The following is a 20,372-nucleotide window of genomic DNA, read 5'->3' as shown; positions in this document are numbered from 1 at the left end:
GTCCCCCAGTCGAATGGTGTCGAGAACTCTACTCTCTATCGCCTCTCCTCGCAATTCGCTGCTTGGTCCAGGGAGCGCCTTCCGCGACGCCGCCGACTTGCATGAGTCCGGACCCTAAGGCCGTGCAGCCGCGAAGAAGGGCTCCGGACTCTCCACTTCGATCAGCCGCCGGCGCTCGATCTGCCAGAACCGGTTGCCGATGGCGCGCACGAAGCTGCGGTCGTGGGAAACAACAAGGCAGCTCGCCTGGTGGGCCATGAGTTCGCCCTCCAGCGCTTCCTGCCCGTCGATATCGAGGTGGTTGGTCGGCTCGTCGAGCAGATAGAAGTTCGGCTCCGCCAGCCGCAAAACCAGCATGCCGAGCCGCGCCTTCTGCCCGCCCGACAGCCGCCCGACCGGACGCGACTGCATGTCGATGGTCATGCCGGCCCCCGCGAGCAGCGCCCGCGCCCGCTGGTCGCCAACGTCGAAGCGGCGGATGATCGTCTCCATCGGCGTATCGCTGTCCTTCAAGTCGGCCAGCGCCTGGTCACTATAGCCGAGCACCAGCGAAGGGGTGGCCTTGATGCCGTCCTGCGCCGTCTCCGGATGGCCGATTGCCTTTCGCAGCATCGCGATCAGCCGTGATTTGCCGGCGCCGTTCTCCCCGAGCAATACGATCCGGTCACCCTGGCAGATGAACTGCTTGCCGGTCCGGAAGAGTGTCGTGCCTTCAGGGGTACGGACCTCCGCTTCGTCGAGTGTCACAAGCACCTTGGCATGCGTGCCGCGGTTGGCGAGCTTGATCGCACCGGCCGATCGCTCGAGATGGGCGGGCTTGGCCGCATCCTCAAGCTTGTCGGCGCGTTGCTTCAGCTGCTTTGTCTTGACAACCAGCAGGTCGCTGCCGGAGTTGATGCCGATATTGTTGAGTTTCGCCGCTTGCTTGCGCAATTGCTCGGCCGTCTTCATGTCGCGTTCGTAGCGTCTCCTGTCGGCCGCGTCCGCCTCATCAAGCGCTGCCCGCGCCCGGCTGTAGGGCAGGGAGAAGACCTGCGACTGCTCCGGCCGCAGGAACAGCGTACGATTGGTGACTGCATCGAGAAAGGCACGGTCGTGGCTGGAGATGATGACAGGCACATCGCGGGGCAGGGCGTTCAACCAATCCTCAAGCGCCGCGATCTTGCCGAGATCGAGGTGGTTGGTCGGCTCGTCGAGCAGCAGCGCGTCGGGCTCCATCACCCAGGTGCGCGCCAGCATCGCCAGCCGCTGCCAGCCGCCGCTGAGCTGCCTGACCGGGCGGCTGCGCAAGGCTTCGGGCACGTCCAGCGAATCCAGCACGATGTCCACGCGCCAGCTTTCGTTCGCCTGCTGATCGGCAGGCAGCGCCTGAAGGACAGCATCGTGGAACGGCACGTCAAGCAGCTTGGCTGGCACGTCCTGTTCGACATAGCCGATCGTCAGCCCGCGCGAGCGCGTGATGTCGCCGTGGGTTGCCTCGAGCGCTCCCGAAATGCAGCGGAGCAGTGTGGACTTGCCGCGGCCGTTGGCGGCGACGAGCCCCAGACGGTCGCCGGCATTGATGACGAGGTCAAGCTTGGCAAAAAGCGGTGCGCTGAGGGTGACGCCGAGATTGCGGATATTGATAAGGGTCATGATCTTGCTCTGGTCTTGCCGAGCGATCACACGGGCGAGGGCATGCAGCCTTCATCGCGTGCGTGTGCTTCGAGCTCGGTGGATGAGTATTGCAGACGGGCGAATACCCAAACTGCTGCCACGAGGGGCAGACCAGGGAAGAGAGTTTGTGAGAAACGGTCTCTGGTCAGCCCTGCAAACGCATTTGCAGGGCGTTGACGGGGCCACGTTGCCGGTTGAACCGGAAATAGAAATTTTGCACGCGACCCTCCTTTCTCTTTGAGCGCATAGGAGAAATAGCATTGCTAACCCAGGAATGCAACCAAAGCGCTTGTGCTGCGCGGTAGGCTCCCGAACTTGCATTGGGCAGCGTGGTTGCTGTAAGCGGCTCGACAGGTATTCTTAAATTTCCAGGAGAGACGCCATGGCAGGCGGTGACGACGATTACGTTTATGATGAAGTGACGGGCGAATGGCGTCCGGCTTCGGAAATGGCTGCCGCGGCCGCGCAGGCCGCTGAGGTCCGGGATGCTGCCGGAAACTTCCTCAAGGACGGCGATTCCGTCACCCTCATCAAGGATCTGAAGGTGAAGGGCGCCAATCAGACCCTAAAGCAGGGCACGGTCATCCGCTCGATCCGGCTGACAGATAACCCGGAAGAGATCGACTGCCGCCACGACACCATCAAGGGCCTTGTCTTGCGCACGGAGTTCGTCCGCAAGCGTTGAGCGCGTGACGCGCAGAGGATTTCGCGGGGCGGAACGAGGGCGATAACCCCCTTCCGCTCAGCGCTTCAAACTTCCGAGGATGCCGCGCACCAGGGCCCGGCCGACCTGTGTCGCCACCGTACGGGCCACGCTCTTCATCGCCGCTTCCACGACCGTTTCGCGCTGGTAGCCGGAGGAGCGGGCGCGGCCCTGGCTCTTGGCCTGCGGTTCGGTCTCATCATCGCCGAAGCCCGGCAGTGTCCAGCGGCCCGAGGCGCTGCCCTCGGTCGGCTCGGTCGGCTGCACCTGCTTGGCTGCATCGGAGTCGGATGCCTTCTTGGCGCGCGCCGCCAGAATCTCGAAGGCGGATTCACGATCGAGATCTTCGTCGTAGACCCCGAGCACCGGGCTCTTATCCATGACCTGCTGGCGCTCCGGATCGGTCAACGGGCCGACGCGTCCGGACGGCGGGCGGATCAGCGTCCGCTCGACGATCGAGGGTGAGCCCTTCGCCTCCAGTGTCGACACCAGCGCTTCGCCAGTGCCGAGCGTGGTGATGACGGTGGCGCAGTCGAAGGCAGGGTTGGGACGGAAGGTGTCCGCCGCTGTCCTCACAGCCTTCTGCTCGCGCGGCGAATAGGCGCGCAGCGCATGTTGCACCCGGTTGCCGAGCTGAGCGAGCACGGTTTCCGGCACATCGAGCGGGTTCTGCGTCACGAAATAGACGCCGACCCCCTTCGAGCGGATAAGACGCACGACCTGTTCGACGCGCTCGATCAGTACCTTCGGCGCGTCGTTGAAGAGCAGATGCGCCTCGTCGAAAAAGAAGACGAGGTTCGGCTTCTCGGGATCGCCGACTTCCGGCAGTTCCTCGAAGAGCTCGGACAGCAGCCACAGCAGGAAAGTCGCATAGAGCCGCGGGTTCATCATCAACTTGTCGGCGGCGAGCACGGAAATCTGGCCATAGCCGCGGTTGTTGGTCCGCATGATGTCGGTGATCTTGAGCGCGGGTTCGCCGAAGAAGTGCTCGGCGCCCTGCTGTTCCAGCACAAGGAGACCACGCTGGATCGAGGCGACCGACGCCTTCGAGATCAGACCGAACTGGCTGGAAAGCTCGGTTGCGTTCTCCGCCATGTAATTCAGCAGCGAGGAAAAGTCCTTGAGGTCGAGCAGAGGGAGGCCGCCCTGGTCGGCGAGCTTGAAGGCGATGTTGATGACGCCTTCCTGCGGCTCGGAGGCATCCATCAGCCGCGCGAGGAGCAGCGGCCCCATTTCGGCAATGGTGGTGCGGACGCGGTGGCCCTTCTCACCGAAGAGATCCCAGAAGATGACCGGGAACTGGTCGAATTCGTAATCGTCGAAGCCGATCTGCTCGGCGCGCTTGGTGAGAAAATCCTTCGGTTCGCCCTTGGCGGCGATACCGGAAAGATCACCCTTGATGTCGGAGCAGAAGACGGGCACGCCGGCCCTCGAGAAGCCCTCGGCCAGCACCTGCAGCGTTACCGTCTTGCCGGTGCCGGTTGCGCCCGTTACCAGGCCGTGGCGGTTTCCGAATTTCAGGTCGAGATATTCCGGCTTGTTGATGCTGTCATCCGGATTGCGGCTGACGCCGACGAAAATCTTGCCATCCTCGAGCATTTCGAAAATTCTCCCTGCGGCTGTCGGCGCCGATTGCGTCAAAATGCGGAGCGTCGTTTCCGCACGGTCATTGTAATATCGCTTCCCTGTTATAAGCAGGGAGCCCGGTGCGGACAACTGTCTGCATTAAAAGGAAAAGTAGGATAAAGCGTGCTTTTGCGGCCGGCGGCTTGAGTTGCCCGGAAAGTTCGACTAACGTTGACGTTAACGTCAAAAATAGGAGGCTGACAATGAATGAAATCGTAGACCAGATCGCCGCGCGTGTGGGCATCACTCCGGAACTGGCCGAAAAGGCGGTGGGCATGATGCTCGGCTTCCTGCAGCGCGAGGCGGCAGACGGTCCGGTCGCCAAGATGATCGAAGCCATTCCGGGCGCTTCCGACCTCGTTGCCAAGTACAACGGCGAAGGCGCGAGCGGCGGCGGCGGGATCCTCGGCAGCATCATGGGCGCGCTCGGCGGCGGCGGCATTATGGCGCTCGGCCAGCAGCTGATGTCGGAAGGCCTCGGCATGGGCGAGATCACCACGCTCGCCAAGGAAACCATCGCGATTGCCGAGCAGCACGCCGGCAAGGAAGTCGTGGACGAGGTTGTCGGCTCGGTTCCGGGCCTCAGCCAGTTCGTCTAAGCGGCAAAACGAGACTTTTGGGGGGCGGGCTTGTTCCCGCCCGTTCGCTTTTGTGGTTACGGCGTGACGCCAAGCAAGGCCAGCCAAGCTTGCGACTGGTCGCCGGCAGCCTTGCGTCCGGCATCGTCAAGCACACGGGGGCCGCAATAACGGTCGATGTTGGTTCGGTCGGTGTCGTTGATCTCTGGGTTGTGCGATGCCGCAATAACCTGACTCCAGGCACAGCCAAGGACGGGCTCGACAACGATGCCCTCGTTGCAGCCGGTGCTCAGGCAGAAAGAAATTTTCCTCTGACTTTCGATGCGACCGGCGATGGCATCCGCGTAAAGGCCGGTCCAATCAGCACGGATCTGTTCGCAGCGCTCGGCAGCGTCGCTTTGCTGGCAACCGATCTTCGGAACATAGCTGTCCGCGGGTGGCCAGTCGGCAACCTCAGCGAGGCTGACGCATCCACAGGCAAGAAGAACGGCTGCAATCAACTGCGACATAGGGCCTCTTAACCGGCAAGAGAATCACTGGAGACAAGCTACAGCTTCTCTTGCGTGTTAGGGAGGCACTTCTGAAGCGTCATGGCATCAAAGCCGCAAGGCAGCCGGTTTAATGCTTGCTCTTCGTTTCTCTTGCCAGCTTAAGGATGACGTCGTCGGCAGCGTCGGCCAGAGCCATCGCGATTTCGGCTGCCTTCCATCCCCTTTTCTCGCCATTGCGAATGAGCTCGAAAAGGAGGGGTTCGAACTCCGACCTGCAGGTTTCCATACGCTGATCGGAAATCGAACGATTCTTAGCCAATTGACTATCTACCATGTCAATACCCCAAAACCCTCGAGATAGATTTAGCAAGGCGGCGAGAGAGCGCAAGTAAATATATTAATCGAGCTTTAACAATTTCGACTAATATATACTTTATTCGCCAAATGCTAGAAAAATACAAGAAGGGCCCGTCGGGGTTGGACGAGCCCCGCCTTCTTTGTCGCACAGAAAAAGCAACGCGGTCAGCCGGAGAATCTTCGCTATACTAGGCGAAAGGGTCAACACATCCATATTTTGTATAGCACACCATAAATGTGTTGCGATGGGTCTCGTCCATACGAGATGGTACAATATCTATGCTCGCCATGCGCGAGCTGCCGGGAAATTCTATTCGGTTTTACTTTAGTTAAGCGTGTATTTCCGGACTTTACTTTGGATCGTGGTTGCGGGTGGCTGCGCCCAGTTCATGCCACTCCCGGCCATCGCGGCGGATCAGTTCGTCGGCGCAGGATGGACCACTGCTTCCAGGCGCGTACGACTCCGGCGTTTCGTTGCTTTTCGCCCATATATCCAGGAAGGGCTGCACCGTCGCCCAACCGGCCTCGATGCCGTCGGCGCGCTGGAACAGCGTCTGGTCACCGGTGAAAAGATCGTAGAGCAGCGACTCGTACCCGGTCATCTTGCCGATGTCGAACTCGTCGGCATAGCGGAAGTCGAGCGAGACCGGGACGGTGTCGACAGATAGGCCGGGCGACTTGATGGAGATCTCGACGCTCAGCCCTTCGTCGGGCTGGACCTGGATGACCATCTTGTTCGGCGGCAGGTGACGGTTGACATCCGTTTTCCGAAACTGCGCGAAGGGCACCTGCTGGAAGGTGATGACGACTTCCGTATCGCGCGCCTTCAGCGCCTTGCCGGTCCTGAGATAGAAGGGCACGCCGGCCCAACGCCAGGAATCGACGTAGAGCTTCATCGCGACGAAGGTTTCGGTATTGCTGTCGGGCGAGACGTCCTTGGTTTCCCGGAACGCGGTAATGTCGTTTCCGTCGAGCTTGCCTGATGTGTAGGCGCCGCGGACGGCATGTGCTTCGGCTTCCTCCGGCGTATAGATGCGCAACGCGCTCAGCGCCTTGCTCTTTTCCGTACGGATCGCTTCGGCGCCAAATCCGTTCGGGGCCTCCATCGCGATCATCGCCAGCAGTTGGAACAGATGATTGGGGATCATATCGCGCATTGCGCCGGTCGCGTCGTAGAATTTGCCGCGCGTGCCGACGTCGACTGTTTCGGCGGCGCTGATCTGCACGTGGTCGATATAGTTGTTGTTCCAGAGCGCCTCGATCATCATGTTGGCAAAGCGGGCGGTCAGAATATTCTGTACCGTCTCCTTCCCCAGGAAGTGGTCGAGGCGGTAGACCTGGCTCTCGGAGACATTGGCGAGGATGCGGGCGTTCAGGGCGCGGGCCGAGGCGAGGTCGGTGCCGAAAGGCTTCTCGATGGCAATCCGCCGGAAGCATCCGTCAGTCTCGCTGGTGAGTCCGTGCTGGGCCAGCTTTTCGACCAGCGGGCCGAAGAACTGCGGCGGTACTGCGAAGTAGAAGGCCGCGTTACAGTTGGTCAGGTGCTTCTTGATCTCGACGAATATGCCATCTTGCGTGAAATCGCCTGAAATATAGGAGATACGCTGCCGCAGACCCCGCCAGGCGTCGTCGGTCTCCGGGCGGATCGGGTCGCTCAATCCGGCTAGGAAGCTGTCCAGCCTCGCAACCAGTGAGGCGTCGTCGCCAGCTTCTATGCCGACGCCGAGGATCTTCAGATCGTCGCCGACCAATCCACTTCGCGTCAGATTGATGATCGCCGGTATCAGCAGGCGCCGCGTCAGGTCGCCGGTCGCGCCGAAGATGACGAGTGTGGCTGACGGAATGGGGGCGGCGTCCATGAAGGTTTCCTCGCTGTTTCCATCGACTATACTGCGCGCTTGTGCGGCGGCAAGCAGGATGCCGCCTGAGCATTGCACGGCAATGTCACCAGAATCGGTCCTACCCGTCGACCGGCCAATGGGATCCGGTCGATCTGCCAGGCGTGTCAGCCCTTTACCGCCACCATGAAGATCCGAGGGAAGCGCAACAACACGCGCCCGTCCGACATCTTCGGGTAGGCCTTTTCAACGCGGCCGAGATAGTCCGCCAGGAACGCCTCGCGATGCTTTTCGCCTGCGTGATCGAGATAGGGCCGCAGGCCCGTTCCTTTGACCCATTCGACGATTGCCGCGGCGTCAGCCATTGGATGGTTGTAGGCTGTATGCCAGATGTCGACGCGGGCGGCCTTGCCGATGAGCCGGCTGTAATAGGTGGAGGGCGGCGGCAGGGTTTTGCGGCGAACGCTCCGCGCCTCGAACGCTGCTTTCCACGGGCCGGCATGCGCTGTCTCCTCCATCAGCAGATGCGTCGGCTCGGCCAGATTATCGGGCATTTGCACCGCCAGCACGCCGCCCGGCGCAAGTCCGTCCATCAAGCGATCGAAAATGTCGAGGTGCTCAGGCAGCCACTGGAAGACGGCATTCGCAAAGAGGAGGTCCGCCGGTTCGCTCGGCTGCCAGGTGGCAAGGTCGGCCTCGACAAAGGGCGTGCCGGGCATGCGCTTGCGAGCCGCTTCCAGCATGTTCAGATCGCTGTCCAGGCCGGAAACGCCTTTGGCACCGAAACGCTCGACAATCAGCTCCGTCGAATTGCCCGGCCCGCAGCCGAGGTCCACGGCGTGGCGGACGTGTTCAAGCGGCACCTGCGCCAACAGATCCCGCGCCGGGCGTGTGCGTTCATCCTCGAATTTGACATACTGGCTGGCAGACCATGCCATGACCATCTCCCTTACAAATTAGCTTCCAGGGTGCGCGCTCGCATCGCGCCTACGTCGCGACCGGTCGGCGTCGAGCTCAAATACAGTCGACGAACGGCGGCGAACGCAAGAGGCCACGTATGAAATCGCCCATCGTCTTTGTATGACAGTATTTATTAAGGGAGCGGGTGAGGCTCGCCCGAGCTATAGTCTCGGGCGGAGACCAAAAGGACTCAGGCCGCCAATATGGTGATCCCATGGGCGTTGGCTGCGGCATTCATGCGGTCCAGCGTTTCCGCTGACGGCGCCGCCTCCGGCGGTTCCTTCGAGCCAGCTGCCTCCAGGAATTCCACCATGTCGCTGTCGACGATAGCCGAGAAGACGGCGGGCTGAGGGCCGGGATTGGAGTAGGCGTGGGGCTGGTTCGCCTCGATGCGGACGATGTCGCCGGCAGTCGCCTCGAACTCGTCGATGCCGTTCTCCGTCGCGCGGCGGATCGTCAGCTGACCCTCGATGATCCTGAAGACCTCGGGACTGGCGTGGCGGTGCAGCGGCGTCCGGCTGCCCGCCGGCACGGTAATGTCGAAGATGTTGAGCCAGGCTCCTTGCAGACGAGCCCGTCGCTCGATCCGATCGCCCAGCACGAAAAACACCCTCGCGCTCGCCTGGGCAGGCGCCTTTACAAATGAGTTGGACATCATGTCTCGCTTTTCTTTTTCTTGGCGGCGAGCCCGTTAGACCTTTCCAAGGTCAATGGCAACTGGCTCCAAGTCCGTCGTGGTTGGCGTTTTCAGCGTCGGCCGGCATATGGGCAATGATCCTGTCGGCATCAAGACGGTGCGGCGTATCGCCCCTTTGCGGCTCTCTTCGTCCGAGAGCCGCCGCATGTCCAGCACAGCTGGCGGAATATCAGCGACGAGCCGGGCCAGATGTTCGGGACCGTCACACCTGGAGGCTGCGAGCAGCTGTTCATAGACATCGAAGCACTCAATGCCGATACGCCCGAGAAAATTGCAGTGATCGAGGCGCGCCTGGGAATCATCAACGATGTCACGCTGGCCCTCAATCTGGCGAGCGTGAATCAAGGATAGGTTACCGGCACCGCATTGGCGCCTACCGTTTCAGGCTGCAGCACTCTCCTGGCCCTCGCTCTGCGCCGCCAGAATGCGTTTGGCGACTTCCCCCAAAACCTTTGCATTGTCCTTGGCGATGGACGCCGCGATGGCCTGCAGCGCTGCAATATGCACAACCACAGTAACGCTATAAACTGCAGCACTCGTCTTGATTGAAGTCGGTTGCGGTCGAGCCGTCAGAACTGCGTGATGACACTGATCCCGACTCCTTCGGCCTGATCCAGCGTCATCAAGCCCGGGATCGCCTCTTCAAGCGTGATGCGCCGGCCGATTAGCTTCTGTGGCGCGATCTTGCCTGACGACAGCATCGACAGCATCGCATCGTAGCGCCAGGCCTGCATGCCGTGGCTGCCGTAGATCTCCAGCTCGTGGCCGATCACCTGCGCCATCGGGATCTGCGGTGTCGCATACTCGCCGAGCATGAGGCCGACCTGCACATGCCGCCCGCGCCGGCGCAGGTTCTTGATCGAGTTGAAGCAGGTGACGGGATGGCCGAGCGCGTCGATGGAGACATGCGCGCCACCCTTGGTGATCTCGCGAACCGCTTCCGCCACATCGGCGACGCTCGTCGCATTGATCGTGGCCACCGCGCCGCACTCGCGCGCGAAGGCGAGCTTCTCGTCGGAGAGATCGATGCCGATGGCGTTGGCGCCAAGCGCCGTTGCGATCATGATCGCCGATAGGCCGACGCCCCCGCAGCCGTGAACGGCGATCCATTCGCCGGGACCGGTGCGCGCCTGGTCGGCGACGGCGCGAAACGACGTCGCAAAGCGGCAGCCGAGGCTTGCCGCCGTCGCATCGTCGATGCTGTCGGGAAGGTGCACGAGGTTGGTGTCGGCATAATCGATCGCCACGTATTCCGCAAACGAGCCCCAGTGCGTGAAGCCCGGCTGGAACTGGTTCGGGCAGACCTGCTGGTTGCCGGAATGGCATTCGCTGCAATGGCCGCAGCCGGACACGAAGGGTACGGTCACGCGGTCGCCGACCTTGAAGCGCACCACGCCCTTGCCCGTTGCGACGACCTTGCCGGCCAGTTCATGGCCCGGCACATGCGGCAGCTTGATATCAGGATCATGGCCCATCCAGCCGTGCCAGTCGCTGCGGCAGAGCCCGGACGCGCCGACGGCAATGACCACACCATCCTCGCTGGGCGTCGGATCGGGTAGGGCGCGAATTTCGGGAGCCTTCTCAAAGGCGTCGTAGAACATCGCTTTCATCGATTTTACTCCCTATCAGCCGCAGCGATTCCGACGGATGATGCCACGCCGTCGGTGTCGCATCCAATCGCGCCATCCATGATTTTCCGTGATATACCCATCGATGGCGCGCAAGGGATCGCGCACGAATATTACGCCCTGGAAAGCCTCGTCGCCATTTTCTTGCGTAGGGTTCCAAGCCGCGGATTTCCGCTTGACCGGCTCTTCGCGCGGGGATTTTGCTCTTCGGACTTTTCAAGGAGAATGCCCATGGCCGTCGACACATCGCCCCGTTCAACCACCTGGACCTACGTCGAGGGAGAGTGGCTCACCGGCAATCCGCCGCTGATCGGGCCGACCTCGCATGCCATGTGGCTGGCCTCGACGGTCTTCGATGGGGCGCGTTGGTTCGACGGCATCGCGCCGGATCTCGACCGGCATTGCCAGCGCGTCAATCGCTCGGCGATCAACATGGGCCTGAAGCCCGTCAAGACCGCTGAGGAGATCGAGGCGCTTGCCTGGGAAGGCATCAAGAGGTTCGACGGCAAGACGCCTGTTTACATCAAGCCGATGTATTGGGGCGAGCATGGTTCGGCCGGCAGCGTCGTCACGGTCGACGGTGAATCCACCCGCTTCGCGCTTTGCCTGTTCGAAGCCCCGCTCGGCAACAATGCGCCGAATTCGCTGACCGTCTCGCCATACCGCCGCCCGTCGCCGGAAACGGCGATGACGGATGCCAAGGCCGGCTCGCTCTATCCGAACAGCGGCCGCGCCATTGCCGAGGCCAAAAGCCGTGGTTTCGACAATGCGCTGATGCGCGACATGAACGGCAACGTTGCGGAAACGGCGTCCTCCAACATCTTCATGGTCAAGGACGGCATCGTCTCGACGCCGATCGCCAACCGCACCTTCCTTGCCGGCATCACCCGCGCCCGCGTCATCGGCCTGCTGCGCAAGGCGGGCTTCGAGGTTCGCGAAGTGACGCTCTCGGTCGAGGATTTCATGAACGCCGACGAGATCTTCACGACGGGCAATTACTCCAAGGTCGTTGGCGTCAATCGCCTCGATGGCCGCGACTTCCAGCAAGGGCCGGTCACGCGCAAGGCGCTCGAACTTTATATGGATTGGGCCTTCGGCCGCAACGAAAGCGACAGCTAAGTCTGTTGCCTCGGATCTGAATACAATGGCCGCGCTTGCCGCGGCCATTCGCTCGGCTGTAGGGAGGAGAGCCGACATCTCTTTGTTCGAACGACCGAGAAGCCCGCGTCATGATCGTGCGCCCCCGTCCCAGCCTGCTTAAACTCTTCTTCATTCTCCGCGGTTCGATCATAAAGCAGGTTTTTCCGCAGATCCTGCTGACCGGTTTCCTGTCCTCGCTCGTGGTTCTCGTCCACAGCGTCTGGCCGGGTGTCCTGCCGGTTTTCAGCGGTGCGCCTTTCGCGCTTCTCGGCATCGCGATCTCCATCTTCCTCGGCTTCCGCAACAACGCCTGCTATGACCGCTGGTGGGAGGCGCGCAAGCAGTGGGGACAGATGATCTTTTCGGCGCGTCACTTCGCGCGGCAGACGCTGATCCTCGAAACGGCGCATGGCGAGGCCGGGGCCGAAGCGCGCAGACGCCTGGTCACGCTCGTCATCGCCTTCATCCAGTCGCTGGTGCCGCATCTGCGTGCTGGCAGTCGCCGCGAAAAGGTCGAACGCCTGCTGTCGCCTGAGCTGAAAGCCCGCTATCACGCGAGCCGCACGCCGCCGGAGGCGATTTCGCTGGAAATTTCCCGGGAGCTTGCCGATCTGCGTGCCAAGGACATGCTGTCAGACATCTCCTATCAGATAGTCGACAAGACGCTCGGAGAGCTGACGCTGGCGCAGGCCTCCTGTGAGCGTATCCGCTGGACACCGGTGCCGTTCGGCTACACGCTGCTGCTGCACCGCACGGCGCACCTCTTCTGCCTGCTGTTGCCGTTCGGCTTCGACGACGTCCTCGGCTGGTTCATGCCCTTTGCGACGGCGCTGGTCGCCTACACCTTCTTCGGCCTCGATGCGCTCGGCGACGAGCTGGAAGCGCCCTTCGGCAACCAGCCGAATGCGCTGCCGATCGGCGCCCTTGCCGACACGATCGAGATCAATCTGCGCGAAGCGCTGGGAGAGACCGACCTGCCGCCTCTCCCGGTGCCGGTGGACTACCTTTTGATGTAAGCTCTCCGGCCTCCGTAGCGCTGAAAGAAGTCAGGGCAGGACAGGCGTGCCGGTCCGGTTGGCGGCGGCCAGATAGACCTCTGGGGCGAAAAAGACGCCGTCCTGTTCGAAGGCCAGCAGTTGCTCGGCTCGTAGCGCTTCTCTCACCCTTGGCCGTTCGCTAACCCGCTTCATAAAAGCGGAAAGCGCCGGCCATTGTCTGAGGTCGATAGCGATCCATGGTGACCAGTTCAGGCAGACGAAGAGATAGGCATCGGCTACGGTGAAATTCTCGCCGGTCAGGTAGGCCCCCTTCATGCGTTTATTCAGCCATTCCAACCGTTTGAGGATGAGGGCGTGGATGGACTCGTGCGCGCCTCCATAAGCCGCATCGAAAAACATAACCATCGGCTTGTGCAACTCGGAGCTTATGAAGTTCAGGTAGGATTGCACCTGGCTGCGCTCGAAGGTACCCGCTGCTGGCAGCATCGATGTCCCCTCAGGCGCGGTCTCGGCAAGAAACTGGGCGATGACAGGCCCCTCGGTCAACATCTTGCCATCGTCGAGTATCAGGGCCGGCACATAGCCGTTGCCGTTGATGGAAAGGTAGTCGTTGCCATTCTCTGCCCGGTGGTTCGCGGGGTCGACGGCGATCAGTTCCACATCGATTCCAAGTTCGCGGCAAACGATATGCGGCGAGAGCGAACAAGCGGCAGCGCGCATGTAAAGTTTCATCGGATTTCCTCCTCCGCAGACCGGCATTGACGTGCCGGTATCAATTCATTGGACATTTGTACTGTTTCGCATAAAAATAAATCAGTCAAGAATTTAATGCGAAGCGGTACAAAAATATGAACGATGAGAAAAAACGGGGCCGACCGCGCGCTTTTGATACGAGTGCGGCGATCGGCAAGGCGCGTGAGGTTTTCTGGGATCGGGGATTTTCCGCGGCGTCGCTGGACAATCTGAGCGCTGCCACGAGCCTCAACCGGCCGAGCCTTTACAATGCCTTCGGCGACAAGGAGGATCTCTATCTGGATGCGCTGGAGGGCTACCGGATGGACAGCATGGTTGTCCTCGAGGAGGCGCTGGATGCGTCCTTGCCGGTGCGCGAGAATCTGGCGCGGATCTACGATCGCGCGCTTGCGACCTACCTTCACGGCGATACGGCGGCGCGCGGCTGCTTCTTGATCAGCACCGCGGCCGTCGAGGCCATCCAGCACGAGCGCGTGCGCGACGTGCTGGGCCGCAGCCTCGCCGATTTCGACCGCGCTATAGAGGAACGCCTCGTTCTTGCGGTTGAACGCGGAGAGCTGCCGGACAAGACCGATCCGAAGGCATTGGCCCGGTTGGCCTCGGCGATCATGCACTCGCTGGCCGTGCGGGCGCGCGCCGGGGAAACCCGGGAGGCGCTGGAAGCACTGGCGCGCTCCGGCGTAGAGCTTATCTGCGGCGCGCCGTAACGGCATTGTGCGGCCGCACGAGCCAGGCGTAGGTGGCGCCGGCGATCAGCAGCACGCAGGTTCCGAGGAAGACCGCCCGCATGCCGATATGGCCTCCGACGAAACCGCCGAGCACGGGGCCGGCGACCTGACCGACATATTGCGAGGAGACCGACAGTCCGAGGATGCTGCCGGCCGCACTGTCCGGGACATTATGGCGGATGACCGCGGAGATGCAGGGCAGAAGCCCGCCGAGCGCGATCCCCATCAGGAAGCGCAGGATGATCAGCTGCCAGGAACTGGTCACGAATGCCTGCGGGATCAGCAGCAGGCCGGCGACGGCAAGGGCACCCGCAATGACCGGCCAGTGGCCGATCCGGTCGGCAAGCTTGCCGAGACGCGAGGCCGACAGGATGCTCCCGAGCGCTGCCGCCGACATGACGATGCCTGCTATCATCGTCACCCTGCCGGGATCTTCCGCCAGCTGCGCGACGTAGACGGTGATGATCGGCTCGATCGACATGTTGGCGAGCATCAGCAGCATGCCGGTGGCGAGCATCGCAATGACGGGACCCTTGTCGGGGATCGAGGCCCAGCCGCCGCTTGCCTTCGCGGCCTGCTTGCGGGCAGGGGACTTCTCTTCCTTGATCAGGAAGGTGGTTGCAAGGAACGCCAGGAAAATCATCCCACCGGCGGCGAGGAAGGTGTTGCGGATGCCGATCAACGGCGGCAGCGCGCCGCCGATCAGCGGCCCGACGAGGTTGCCGGCCATGATGCCGGAAGCGAGTACACCGAGCGCCCATGCGGATCGATCCTTCGGCGTCTGCGTCGCAACCAGCACCATCGAGCCGGACGAATAGCCGCCCGCAAGGCCGACGAACAGGCGCAACGCCATTAGCTGCCAGACGTTGTCAGCCATGCCCATCAGCGAGATCGCGACCGTCATCCCGGCGCTGGCGCGCACCAGCATCAACTTGCGCCCGTAGATATCGCCAAGCCGGCCCCAGAGCGGCGCCACGAAGGCGGCGGCCAGAAAGGTCGCGCCATAGGCGATGCCCGACCACTGCACGATCGCCGCGTGGTTACTGACCCCAAGCTCCTCGACATAGAGGGGCAGGAAGGGCAGCAGCAGCGTCATCGCGACAATCGTCGTGAAGGAGCCGAGCAAGGAAATGACCAGATTGCGCTTCCAGTAGATCGAGCCGCTCTCGACAACGGCTGCGTCCCATTTGGTATCGGTCATTTATTTCGTGGCCTTTGCATTGATCGTATAGGTCAGTTCAGCCGCGCCGGAGGCAAGGACATGTCCCTTTGCGGCGGCAAGAAAATCGGCGCGGGTGAAGGCGTCGGGAAGCGTGAGCCTTTCGGTGTCGAGCGCATAGACCGTTACGCGGTAGCGATGGATGCGGAGATCGTTCCACGGTGGGCACGCGCCCATATAGCCGCCGTAGGGACCATCCTTCAAGAACCCAGCGAAACCATTCTGGCCGCGGCGGCCATGCTCGGTCATCTCCAGTGGCAATCCGCCCCGCGGCAAGCCGTCGCCATCGGCTCCTTCGGCGAGCTTTGTGACCGTGGCCGGGATGTCCGCAAGGATCCAGTGCGTGAATTCCATCCGGGGCAGGTCGTACGCGATCACCGTTCCGTCCTTGTTGAGCAGCGAGAGGTCTTGCGGCACATCCGGATCGGTCATGGTAAGCGCATAGGACCGCGTGCCCGCCGGTCGCTTCGACCAGGAGAAGGCCGGGCTCTTGTTCTTGCCAGCCGCCGCCTTGCCGCCGGCCGCGATGCAGGAAGCGTTCTCCTCCGGCAATGTGCCGCCCTTGCCGCTCTCGAAGGTGACCTTCAAGTCCGCGGCGAGGGTCGGCATAGCGCCGAGAGCAAGAATGAGGGTCGCTGCCGTTATCGTTTTACGCATGAGCGTGTCTCCTTTTCGATGAGACAGCTCTAACGATCGCACTGATCGCCTGATGCGCAGAAACGCTCAAAGAATTGTCGGAAAAGCTCAAACATTTGCCCCATGCTGTCTGGCCCGCATGCGCTCGGCGAAGCGTCGCGGCGAACGATAGCCGGCCGCAAGCGCCRCCTCGCGGAGCGAAACGCCTTCCTCCGAGAGCAGCGTTGCAGCAAGGTCCACACGCACCTCGGCCAGCAGGTCGCGCAAGGACGTCGATTCCGCCGTCAGCCGGCGCCGCAACGTCGCGTTGCTGGTGCCTAGTTCGGCGGCGATCRCATGGGCGGTCCAGGACTTGTCCGGTTGCCAGCGGATGAGCGAGCGTACGGCGTCGCTCGTTGTCTTCGACTTGACCGGCAGGACGCCGCGCATGCCAAGCACCGTCAACACCTCCATCACGCGATGTTCGATCAGCAGGGCAGGCAGCGTCCCGCTCGTCAGGCCCTCGCCGGCATGGTGGATCGCGGCAGCAAGGACCGTGTCGAGCGGCAAATCGATCGGCCGAACCGCCCGCTGCGGCGGGAACGAACGCGCCGCCCGCGCGACAAGTTCGTCGGGGAAGCCGATGAAGATCGCCCGGTAGACGCCGCTGGCAGGATCAGGGTCATTGACGACATCGCCGCGCCAACCGCCGGGCAGGACCAGAACGGTGCCCGCGCCAAAGCGCATCTGCCGTCCCATGGTCACGAGTTCCTTCGAACCCTCGACGATGACCACGATCGACGCGCGCGGAAACGCGCAGCCGGCGATGCGTTCGCGCTCGCGTGTCACGAAAGTAAAGAGCGTGGAGAACTGCTCCGCCACCTCAGGCAGGGCCCGCGGGCGGTTGTCCTTGGCGGCAAGCTTCTGCAGCCGCTCCAATATGGTTTGCGCTTCCGACATGCGATCGTCCGTCGTCCATGATGGCGATGATCTTGAACCATCGCCGGAGACTTTCCAAGCCGCCAGTGGTGCCGCAGTTGCCGCAATGGGCTAGAGATGCTATAAATCCGATTGCAAAATGCAATCGGTTTTTGGGGCGAGGCCACTGACGCCGAAAGGATTTGTGCCATGGACACCCTGCAAACATCGCGCGAGCAGACCGTTCGCGGGCTCTACGATGCCTATCTTCAGGGCCGCAAGGATATCGCGGCCGGGATGATGACGGAGGACTTCACCTTCTCCAGCCCGCGCGACGATCACATTGATCGCGTTGCCTATTTCAGCCGTTGCTGGCCCGAGCCGCCGCCATTCCGCGATATCGAGATCGAGCACCTTGAGATCGCGGACGACGAGGCCGTGATACGCTACCGGGCCGAAAAGCATGACGGCGGGGCCTTCCGCAACATGGAGGTCATGCGCTTCAGGGGCGACAGGATCGCCTCGGTGGACGTCTATTTCGGTCGCAACGTCTAGAACATGCCCCCCAAAGGGGACCAGGGCCGAGGCATCGGCAAAAGGGAAAACAGAATTCGGTAGCACGCCCGCGCCAAACGTCCTGGTCTTGCCAGCGAACACGATATTGGCGATCCGCGACGGCGTGTCGTCAGTCTGTCATTCTCTCTCGGCCGGCTCTCCAAATCCGGTACCGGATTTCCACGTCGACGGGTGCAAACACCACGAGGGGAAGCCTGCTGTTGTATCGCAAGAGCGGCTCGTCCGAGCTCCGCACGAACATTTTCTTCTTGGTATTATCCAGGCACGCCATCCGCGTACTCGCGACCGCGCCAACTCCGGTAACGACGTAGTAGTCATATCCCCAGCCATCGACCGTGCGCTTCTCCAGCTGGGAGCCAAAGGTATGTCGATTACAGTCCACCAACTCGGTTCGACCGACGATCACGCCAACCCGGCGCGCATCTTCGTCGGAACGCTTTGGCAGGAAGATAACGTGTCGTTGCTGACCTGCGGGTGCCTCGGGAAATGCCTTCAACTCGTCCCGCGCCTGGCGGGGCTCGGCCGCAGAAGCCCCACTCGCCGCGAGCGACAGAAAAACCAGAACTGGAATTGAGTATTTCGCTGCTTTACCCGCCCAAAATGAAGTTGCCATTTTTCACCCTTTTGCCCGCAATGGTGGTCGAGGTTGGGTTGCCGATAGAGCTATCGCTTTCGCTTGATGCCCGTCCACCTTGCATGCCCCGGACCAAGTGCCCGTAGATTATCCAGAACGGCCATGTTAGCGTCGGGTTGTATTTCAGCGCCTTGAGATGGAAAAAGCAATGCTTCGTTTAGGCCGGAAGTACAATTGCTTAGCGTCAACGGCGAGCTGCGGATGTGCAAACCCGGAGCTCCACAGGGTCTCAAACCACCTCGCGGATTACTCTCGCAGAAGTTTTCTGAAGACTGTCGGTTCGGCCGCGATCGCGGCAGGCCTACCAGGTCTGGCAAGCGCGCAGTCTTCGCCCCCGCAAAAGCTGATGCTGCGACAGGCTCGTCTGTTTGACGGCAAGACAACTACCCTGCGAGATTCGGTCCAGATACTGATCGAAGGCAATGTGGTGTCGTCCATTGACGCGAACGGCAATCCTCCGCCCGCCGACGCGACGGTTATTGACTGCGCTGGCAGGGTCGTGATGCCGGGCCTGATCGATGCCCATTGGCATTCGATCTTTGCCGCGGTGCCATTGAACGTTCTTATTGCGGGTGATCCCGGCATAATTTACGCCGCGTCGACTGCCGAAGCAGAGCGGACCCTCATGCGCGGGTTCACCACCGTGAGAGACCTGGGCGGGCCCGTCTTCACCTTCAAACAGGCAATCGACACCGGCATCATTCCGGGTCCCCGCATCTTTCCTGCGGGGGCAATGATCACCACGTCCGGGGGGCACGGCGACCTCAGGATGCCTTCGGAAATACCCGCGAAAGATGGCCAACTCAGTGTCGGCTTGCTTGGCGCCTCGGCGATCGTCGATGATATCGGCTCCCTGAAGCGGCGCGTCCGCGAGCAACTCCTGCAGGGCGCGTCCCATATCAAACTGGTGGGCGGCGGCGGTGTCTCCTCGCCTCGCAGCCCTCTCGACATGACGACGTTCAGTGAAGATGAGATCCGGGCCGCCGTCGAAGTGGCCAGGGATTGGAACACCTATGTCACGATCCACGCTTACGCTCCCCATACCGTGCAGCGCGCTATCGCGGGGGGCGTCGCCTGCGTCGAGCACGCCCATTTGATGGATGAGGACACGGCAAGAATGTTCGCGGACAAGAACGTCTGGCTGAGCACCCAGCCGTTTCTGAGCATGGAAGACGCCGCGTCGCAAACGGGTCCGGGTGTTGAGCGCGTCAAACAACTCTTTGCCGGCACGCCGAAGGTGTACGACTACGCCAAGAAGTACGGCATCAAGCTTGCCTGGGGATCGGATGTCCTCTTCTCGCCGCAGCTGACGCCCCGTCAAAACATCATGCTGACCCATGTGTCCAACTGGTTCAGCAATGCCGACGCGCTGAAGATGGCAACTTCGGTCAATGCCGAGCTGCTCGCTCTTTCAAATTTGCGAACACCCTATGCGGGGAAACTCGGGGTTATCGAAGAAGGGGCACTCGCGGATGTGCTGGTATGGAACGGAAATCCGCTTGACGATCTTCGATTGATCGAAGCGCCGGAAAAGAATTTGTCCGTCATCGTCAAGGATGGCCGCGTCCACAAGAACCTACTGTAGTCACGCCACATCGGCGGCGGAGAGTTTGCGCGTATCACTCGCCTCCGTTCTAGGCCGCTTTGCGCCGCCAGAAGCAGACATCGTACCATTTATGTATGCAGGTCACTCGCGTAGCTATTGCTACGCCCGATTTCGGGGCCGGCTCGCTCGCTCTGGAAAAAATGAGTTACAGAGGTGCAGCATAATTTGGATCTTGCTTGGTGTACTCTGCAATTCGCTATCAAGGCCATCCCTATGCTTTTTCACTCGCTCAGCGGCGTCCTCCGGAGACTTTCCAATCTCAATGAGGCCATTCTTTCCTTTCTCGTACAGGAAGTTCGCCTCTGAGGTATGAAAGGCTTCGGCGTCCGAAAAACCTGTTTTCCTGTAGGCTTCGGCCAGCTTCATATGGACGGCCGCGCAATAGAAGAATTGATATTTGGCAAAACGACGCTTGTGTTCTTGCGCGGCCGAGACGGCTGGCAAGATAATTAGAAATGCTGCAAGCAACCGAAATTTCACATCGCCTCTCGACGCGCAAAAGTGGAACGGCCCGACGCGGCCGAGACCAGATGTCAACGCCCGCTGCGCGAGTTTGTCGCTTGAACCTTAACTTTCGATTGCGATTGAGGCGTGGCTTTTGTCTGATGCAAGTGGCGCGTTTGATGGCCGCAAAGGGCCGAAAGGCGACGC

At 61.5% G+C, this 20,372-nt stretch carries 21 protein-coding genes and 1 pseudogene; 8 read left to right on the top strand and 14 right to left on the bottom strand.

The window, feature by feature from the left end:
- Nucleotides 1-114 precede the first annotated feature (114 nt).
- A complete protein-coding gene (locus tag AC1DE4_RS17130; protein WP_112666381.1) occupies nt 115-1,635 on the bottom strand; it encodes an ATP-binding cassette domain-containing protein in 1,521 nt (506 codons plus the stop codon).
- Between the two features lie 403 nt (nt 1,636-2,038).
- On the opposite strand from AC1DE4_RS17130, the gene AC1DE4_RS17125 reads away from it, so the two are divergent.
- A complete protein-coding gene (locus AC1DE4_RS17125) occupies nt 2,039-2,341 on the top strand; it encodes an alkylphosphonate utilization protein (RefSeq protein ID WP_477882147.1) in 303 nt (100 codons plus the stop codon).
- Between the two features lie 57 nt (nt 2,342-2,398).
- On the opposite strand, the gene AC1DE4_RS17120 is transcribed toward AC1DE4_RS17125, so the two are convergent.
- Complete coding sequence (locus tag AC1DE4_RS17120; RefSeq protein WP_477882145.1) at nt 2,399-3,958, bottom strand: helicase HerA-like C-terminal domain-containing protein; 1,560 nt, start codon at nt 3,956-3,958, stop codon at nt 2,399-2,401.
- Nucleotides 3,959-4,188: 230 nt separating this feature from the next.
- Between AC1DE4_RS17120 and AC1DE4_RS17115 the strand changes: the two genes are divergently transcribed.
- Nucleotides 4,189-4,584 carry a hypothetical protein gene (locus AC1DE4_RS17115; protein ID WP_018859602.1) on the top strand — a complete coding sequence of 132 codons (396 nt, stop codon included), beginning with the start codon at nt 4,189-4,191 and terminating at the stop codon, nt 4,582-4,584.
- A gap of 56 nt (nt 4,585-4,640) precedes the next feature.
- On the opposite strand, the gene AC1DE4_RS17110 is transcribed toward AC1DE4_RS17115, so the two are convergent.
- From AC1DE4_RS17110 to AC1DE4_RS17090, 5 genes are all read right to left on the bottom strand, one after another.
- Complete coding sequence (locus AC1DE4_RS17110; RefSeq protein ID WP_477882142.1) at nt 4,641-5,072, bottom strand: hypothetical protein; 432 nt, start codon at nt 5,070-5,072, stop codon at nt 4,641-4,643.
- A 109-nt stretch (nt 5,073-5,181) separates the two neighbouring features.
- Nucleotides 5,182-5,373 carry a hypothetical protein gene (locus AC1DE4_RS17105; RefSeq protein ID WP_169682815.1) on the bottom strand — a complete coding sequence of 64 codons (192 nt, stop codon included), beginning with the start codon at nt 5,371-5,373 and terminating at the stop codon, nt 5,182-5,184.
- A gap of 388 nt (nt 5,374-5,761) precedes the next feature.
- On the bottom strand, nt 5,762-7,270 hold the full coding sequence (zwf, locus tag AC1DE4_RS17100) for a glucose-6-phosphate dehydrogenase (RefSeq protein ID WP_477882140.1): 1,509 nt from the start codon (nt 7,268-7,270) through the stop codon (nt 5,762-5,764).
- A gap of 146 nt (nt 7,271-7,416) precedes the next feature.
- A complete protein-coding gene (gene tam / locus AC1DE4_RS17095) occupies nt 7,417-8,187 on the bottom strand; it encodes a trans-aconitate 2-methyltransferase (protein ID WP_113113322.1) in 771 nt (256 codons plus the stop codon).
- A gap of 212 nt (nt 8,188-8,399) precedes the next feature.
- Complete coding sequence (locus tag AC1DE4_RS17090; protein ID WP_477882138.1) at nt 8,400-8,867, bottom strand: cupin domain-containing protein; 468 nt, start codon at nt 8,865-8,867, stop codon at nt 8,400-8,402.
- A gap of 177 nt (nt 8,868-9,044) precedes the next feature.
- Between AC1DE4_RS17090 and AC1DE4_RS17085 the strand changes: the two are divergent.
- Nucleotides 9,045-9,257: pseudogene (locus AC1DE4_RS17085) on the top strand (cupin domain-containing protein); the annotation flags it as partial.
- 218 nt (nt 9,258-9,475) lie between these two features.
- Here the strand turns inward: AC1DE4_RS17085 and AC1DE4_RS17080 are convergent.
- Nucleotides 9,476-10,516 carry a zinc-dependent alcohol dehydrogenase family protein gene (locus AC1DE4_RS17080; RefSeq protein ID WP_477882136.1) on the bottom strand — a complete coding sequence of 347 codons (1,041 nt, stop codon included), beginning with the start codon at nt 10,514-10,516 and terminating at the stop codon, nt 9,476-9,478.
- A 249-nt stretch (nt 10,517-10,765) separates the two neighbouring features.
- Between AC1DE4_RS17080 and AC1DE4_RS17075 the strand changes: the two genes are divergently transcribed.
- Together AC1DE4_RS17075 and AC1DE4_RS17070 are read left to right on the top strand one after the other, a co-directional pair.
- Entirely contained in the window at nt 10,766-11,653 is an 888-nt protein-coding gene (locus AC1DE4_RS17075; protein WP_477882134.1) for a branched-chain amino acid aminotransferase, read from the top strand.
- A gap of 110 nt (nt 11,654-11,763) precedes the next feature.
- Entirely contained in the window at nt 11,764-12,690 is a 927-nt protein-coding gene (locus tag AC1DE4_RS17070; RefSeq protein WP_477882132.1) for a bestrophin family protein, read from the top strand.
- Between the two features lie 30 nt (nt 12,691-12,720).
- On the opposite strand, the gene AC1DE4_RS17065 is transcribed toward AC1DE4_RS17070, so the two are convergent.
- Nucleotides 12,721-13,404: a glutathione binding-like protein gene (locus AC1DE4_RS17065; protein WP_477882130.1), complete on the bottom strand. Its 684-nt coding sequence runs from the start codon at nt 13,402-13,404 to the stop codon at nt 12,721-12,723.
- Between the two features lie 116 nt (nt 13,405-13,520).
- Between AC1DE4_RS17065 and AC1DE4_RS17060 the strand changes: the two genes are divergently transcribed.
- Nucleotides 13,521-14,132 carry a TetR/AcrR family transcriptional regulator gene (locus AC1DE4_RS17060; RefSeq protein WP_112824404.1) on the top strand — a complete coding sequence of 204 codons (612 nt, stop codon included), beginning with the start codon at nt 13,521-13,523 and terminating at the stop codon, nt 14,130-14,132.
- On the opposite strand, the gene AC1DE4_RS17055 is transcribed toward AC1DE4_RS17060, so the two are convergent.
- From AC1DE4_RS17055 to AC1DE4_RS17045, 3 genes are all read right to left on the bottom strand, one after another.
- A complete protein-coding gene (locus tag AC1DE4_RS17055) occupies nt 14,113-15,354 on the bottom strand; it encodes a multidrug efflux MFS transporter (protein WP_477882127.1) in 1,242 nt (413 codons plus the stop codon). The two genes, AC1DE4_RS17060 and AC1DE4_RS17055, sit on opposite strands and share 20 nt — an antisense overlap.
- Nucleotides 15,355-16,029, bottom strand: coding sequence for a YbhB/YbcL family Raf kinase inhibitor-like protein (locus tag AC1DE4_RS17050; protein WP_477882125.1), 675 nt, complete (start codon nt 16,027-16,029; stop codon nt 15,355-15,357).
- 87 nt (nt 16,030-16,116) lie between these two features.
- Nucleotides 16,117-16,947, bottom strand: a complete 831-nt coding sequence (locus AC1DE4_RS17045; RefSeq protein ID WP_477882123.1) for a helix-turn-helix domain-containing protein — start codon at nt 16,945-16,947, stop codon at nt 16,117-16,119.
- Nucleotides 16,948-17,115: 168 nt separating this feature from the next.
- Here AC1DE4_RS17045 and AC1DE4_RS17040 point away from each other — a divergent pair, with 168 nt between their 5' ends.
- Nucleotides 17,116-17,460, top strand: a complete 345-nt coding sequence (locus AC1DE4_RS17040) for a nuclear transport factor 2 family protein (RefSeq protein ID WP_025661070.1) — start codon at nt 17,116-17,118, stop codon at nt 17,458-17,460.
- Nucleotides 17,461-17,590: 130 nt separating this feature from the next.
- Here the strand turns inward: AC1DE4_RS17040 and eco are convergent, their stop codons facing one another.
- Complete coding sequence (gene eco / locus AC1DE4_RS17035; RefSeq protein WP_477882121.1) at nt 17,591-18,094, bottom strand: serine protease inhibitor ecotin; 504 nt, start codon at nt 18,092-18,094, stop codon at nt 17,591-17,593.
- Nucleotides 18,095-18,263: 169 nt separating this feature from the next.
- Here eco and AC1DE4_RS17030 point away from each other — a divergent pair, with 169 nt between their 5' ends.
- Complete coding sequence (locus AC1DE4_RS17030) at nt 18,264-19,700, top strand: metal-dependent hydrolase family protein (protein WP_477882119.1); 1,437 nt, start codon at nt 18,264-18,266, stop codon at nt 19,698-19,700.
- A 120-nt stretch (nt 19,701-19,820) separates the two neighbouring features.
- Here AC1DE4_RS17030 and AC1DE4_RS17025 read toward each other — a convergent pair whose 3' ends face one another.
- Nucleotides 19,821-20,258, bottom strand: a complete 438-nt coding sequence (locus tag AC1DE4_RS17025) for a hypothetical protein (RefSeq protein ID WP_477882117.1) — start codon at nt 20,256-20,258, stop codon at nt 19,821-19,823.
- Nucleotides 20,259-20,372: the final 114 nt, after the last annotated feature.

This window comes from Rhizobium sp. 10N414 (assembly GCF_056394785.1).
The sequence above is the reverse complement of the archived record's forward strand: the minus strand, read 5'-3'. Positions and strand labels throughout refer to the sequence as shown.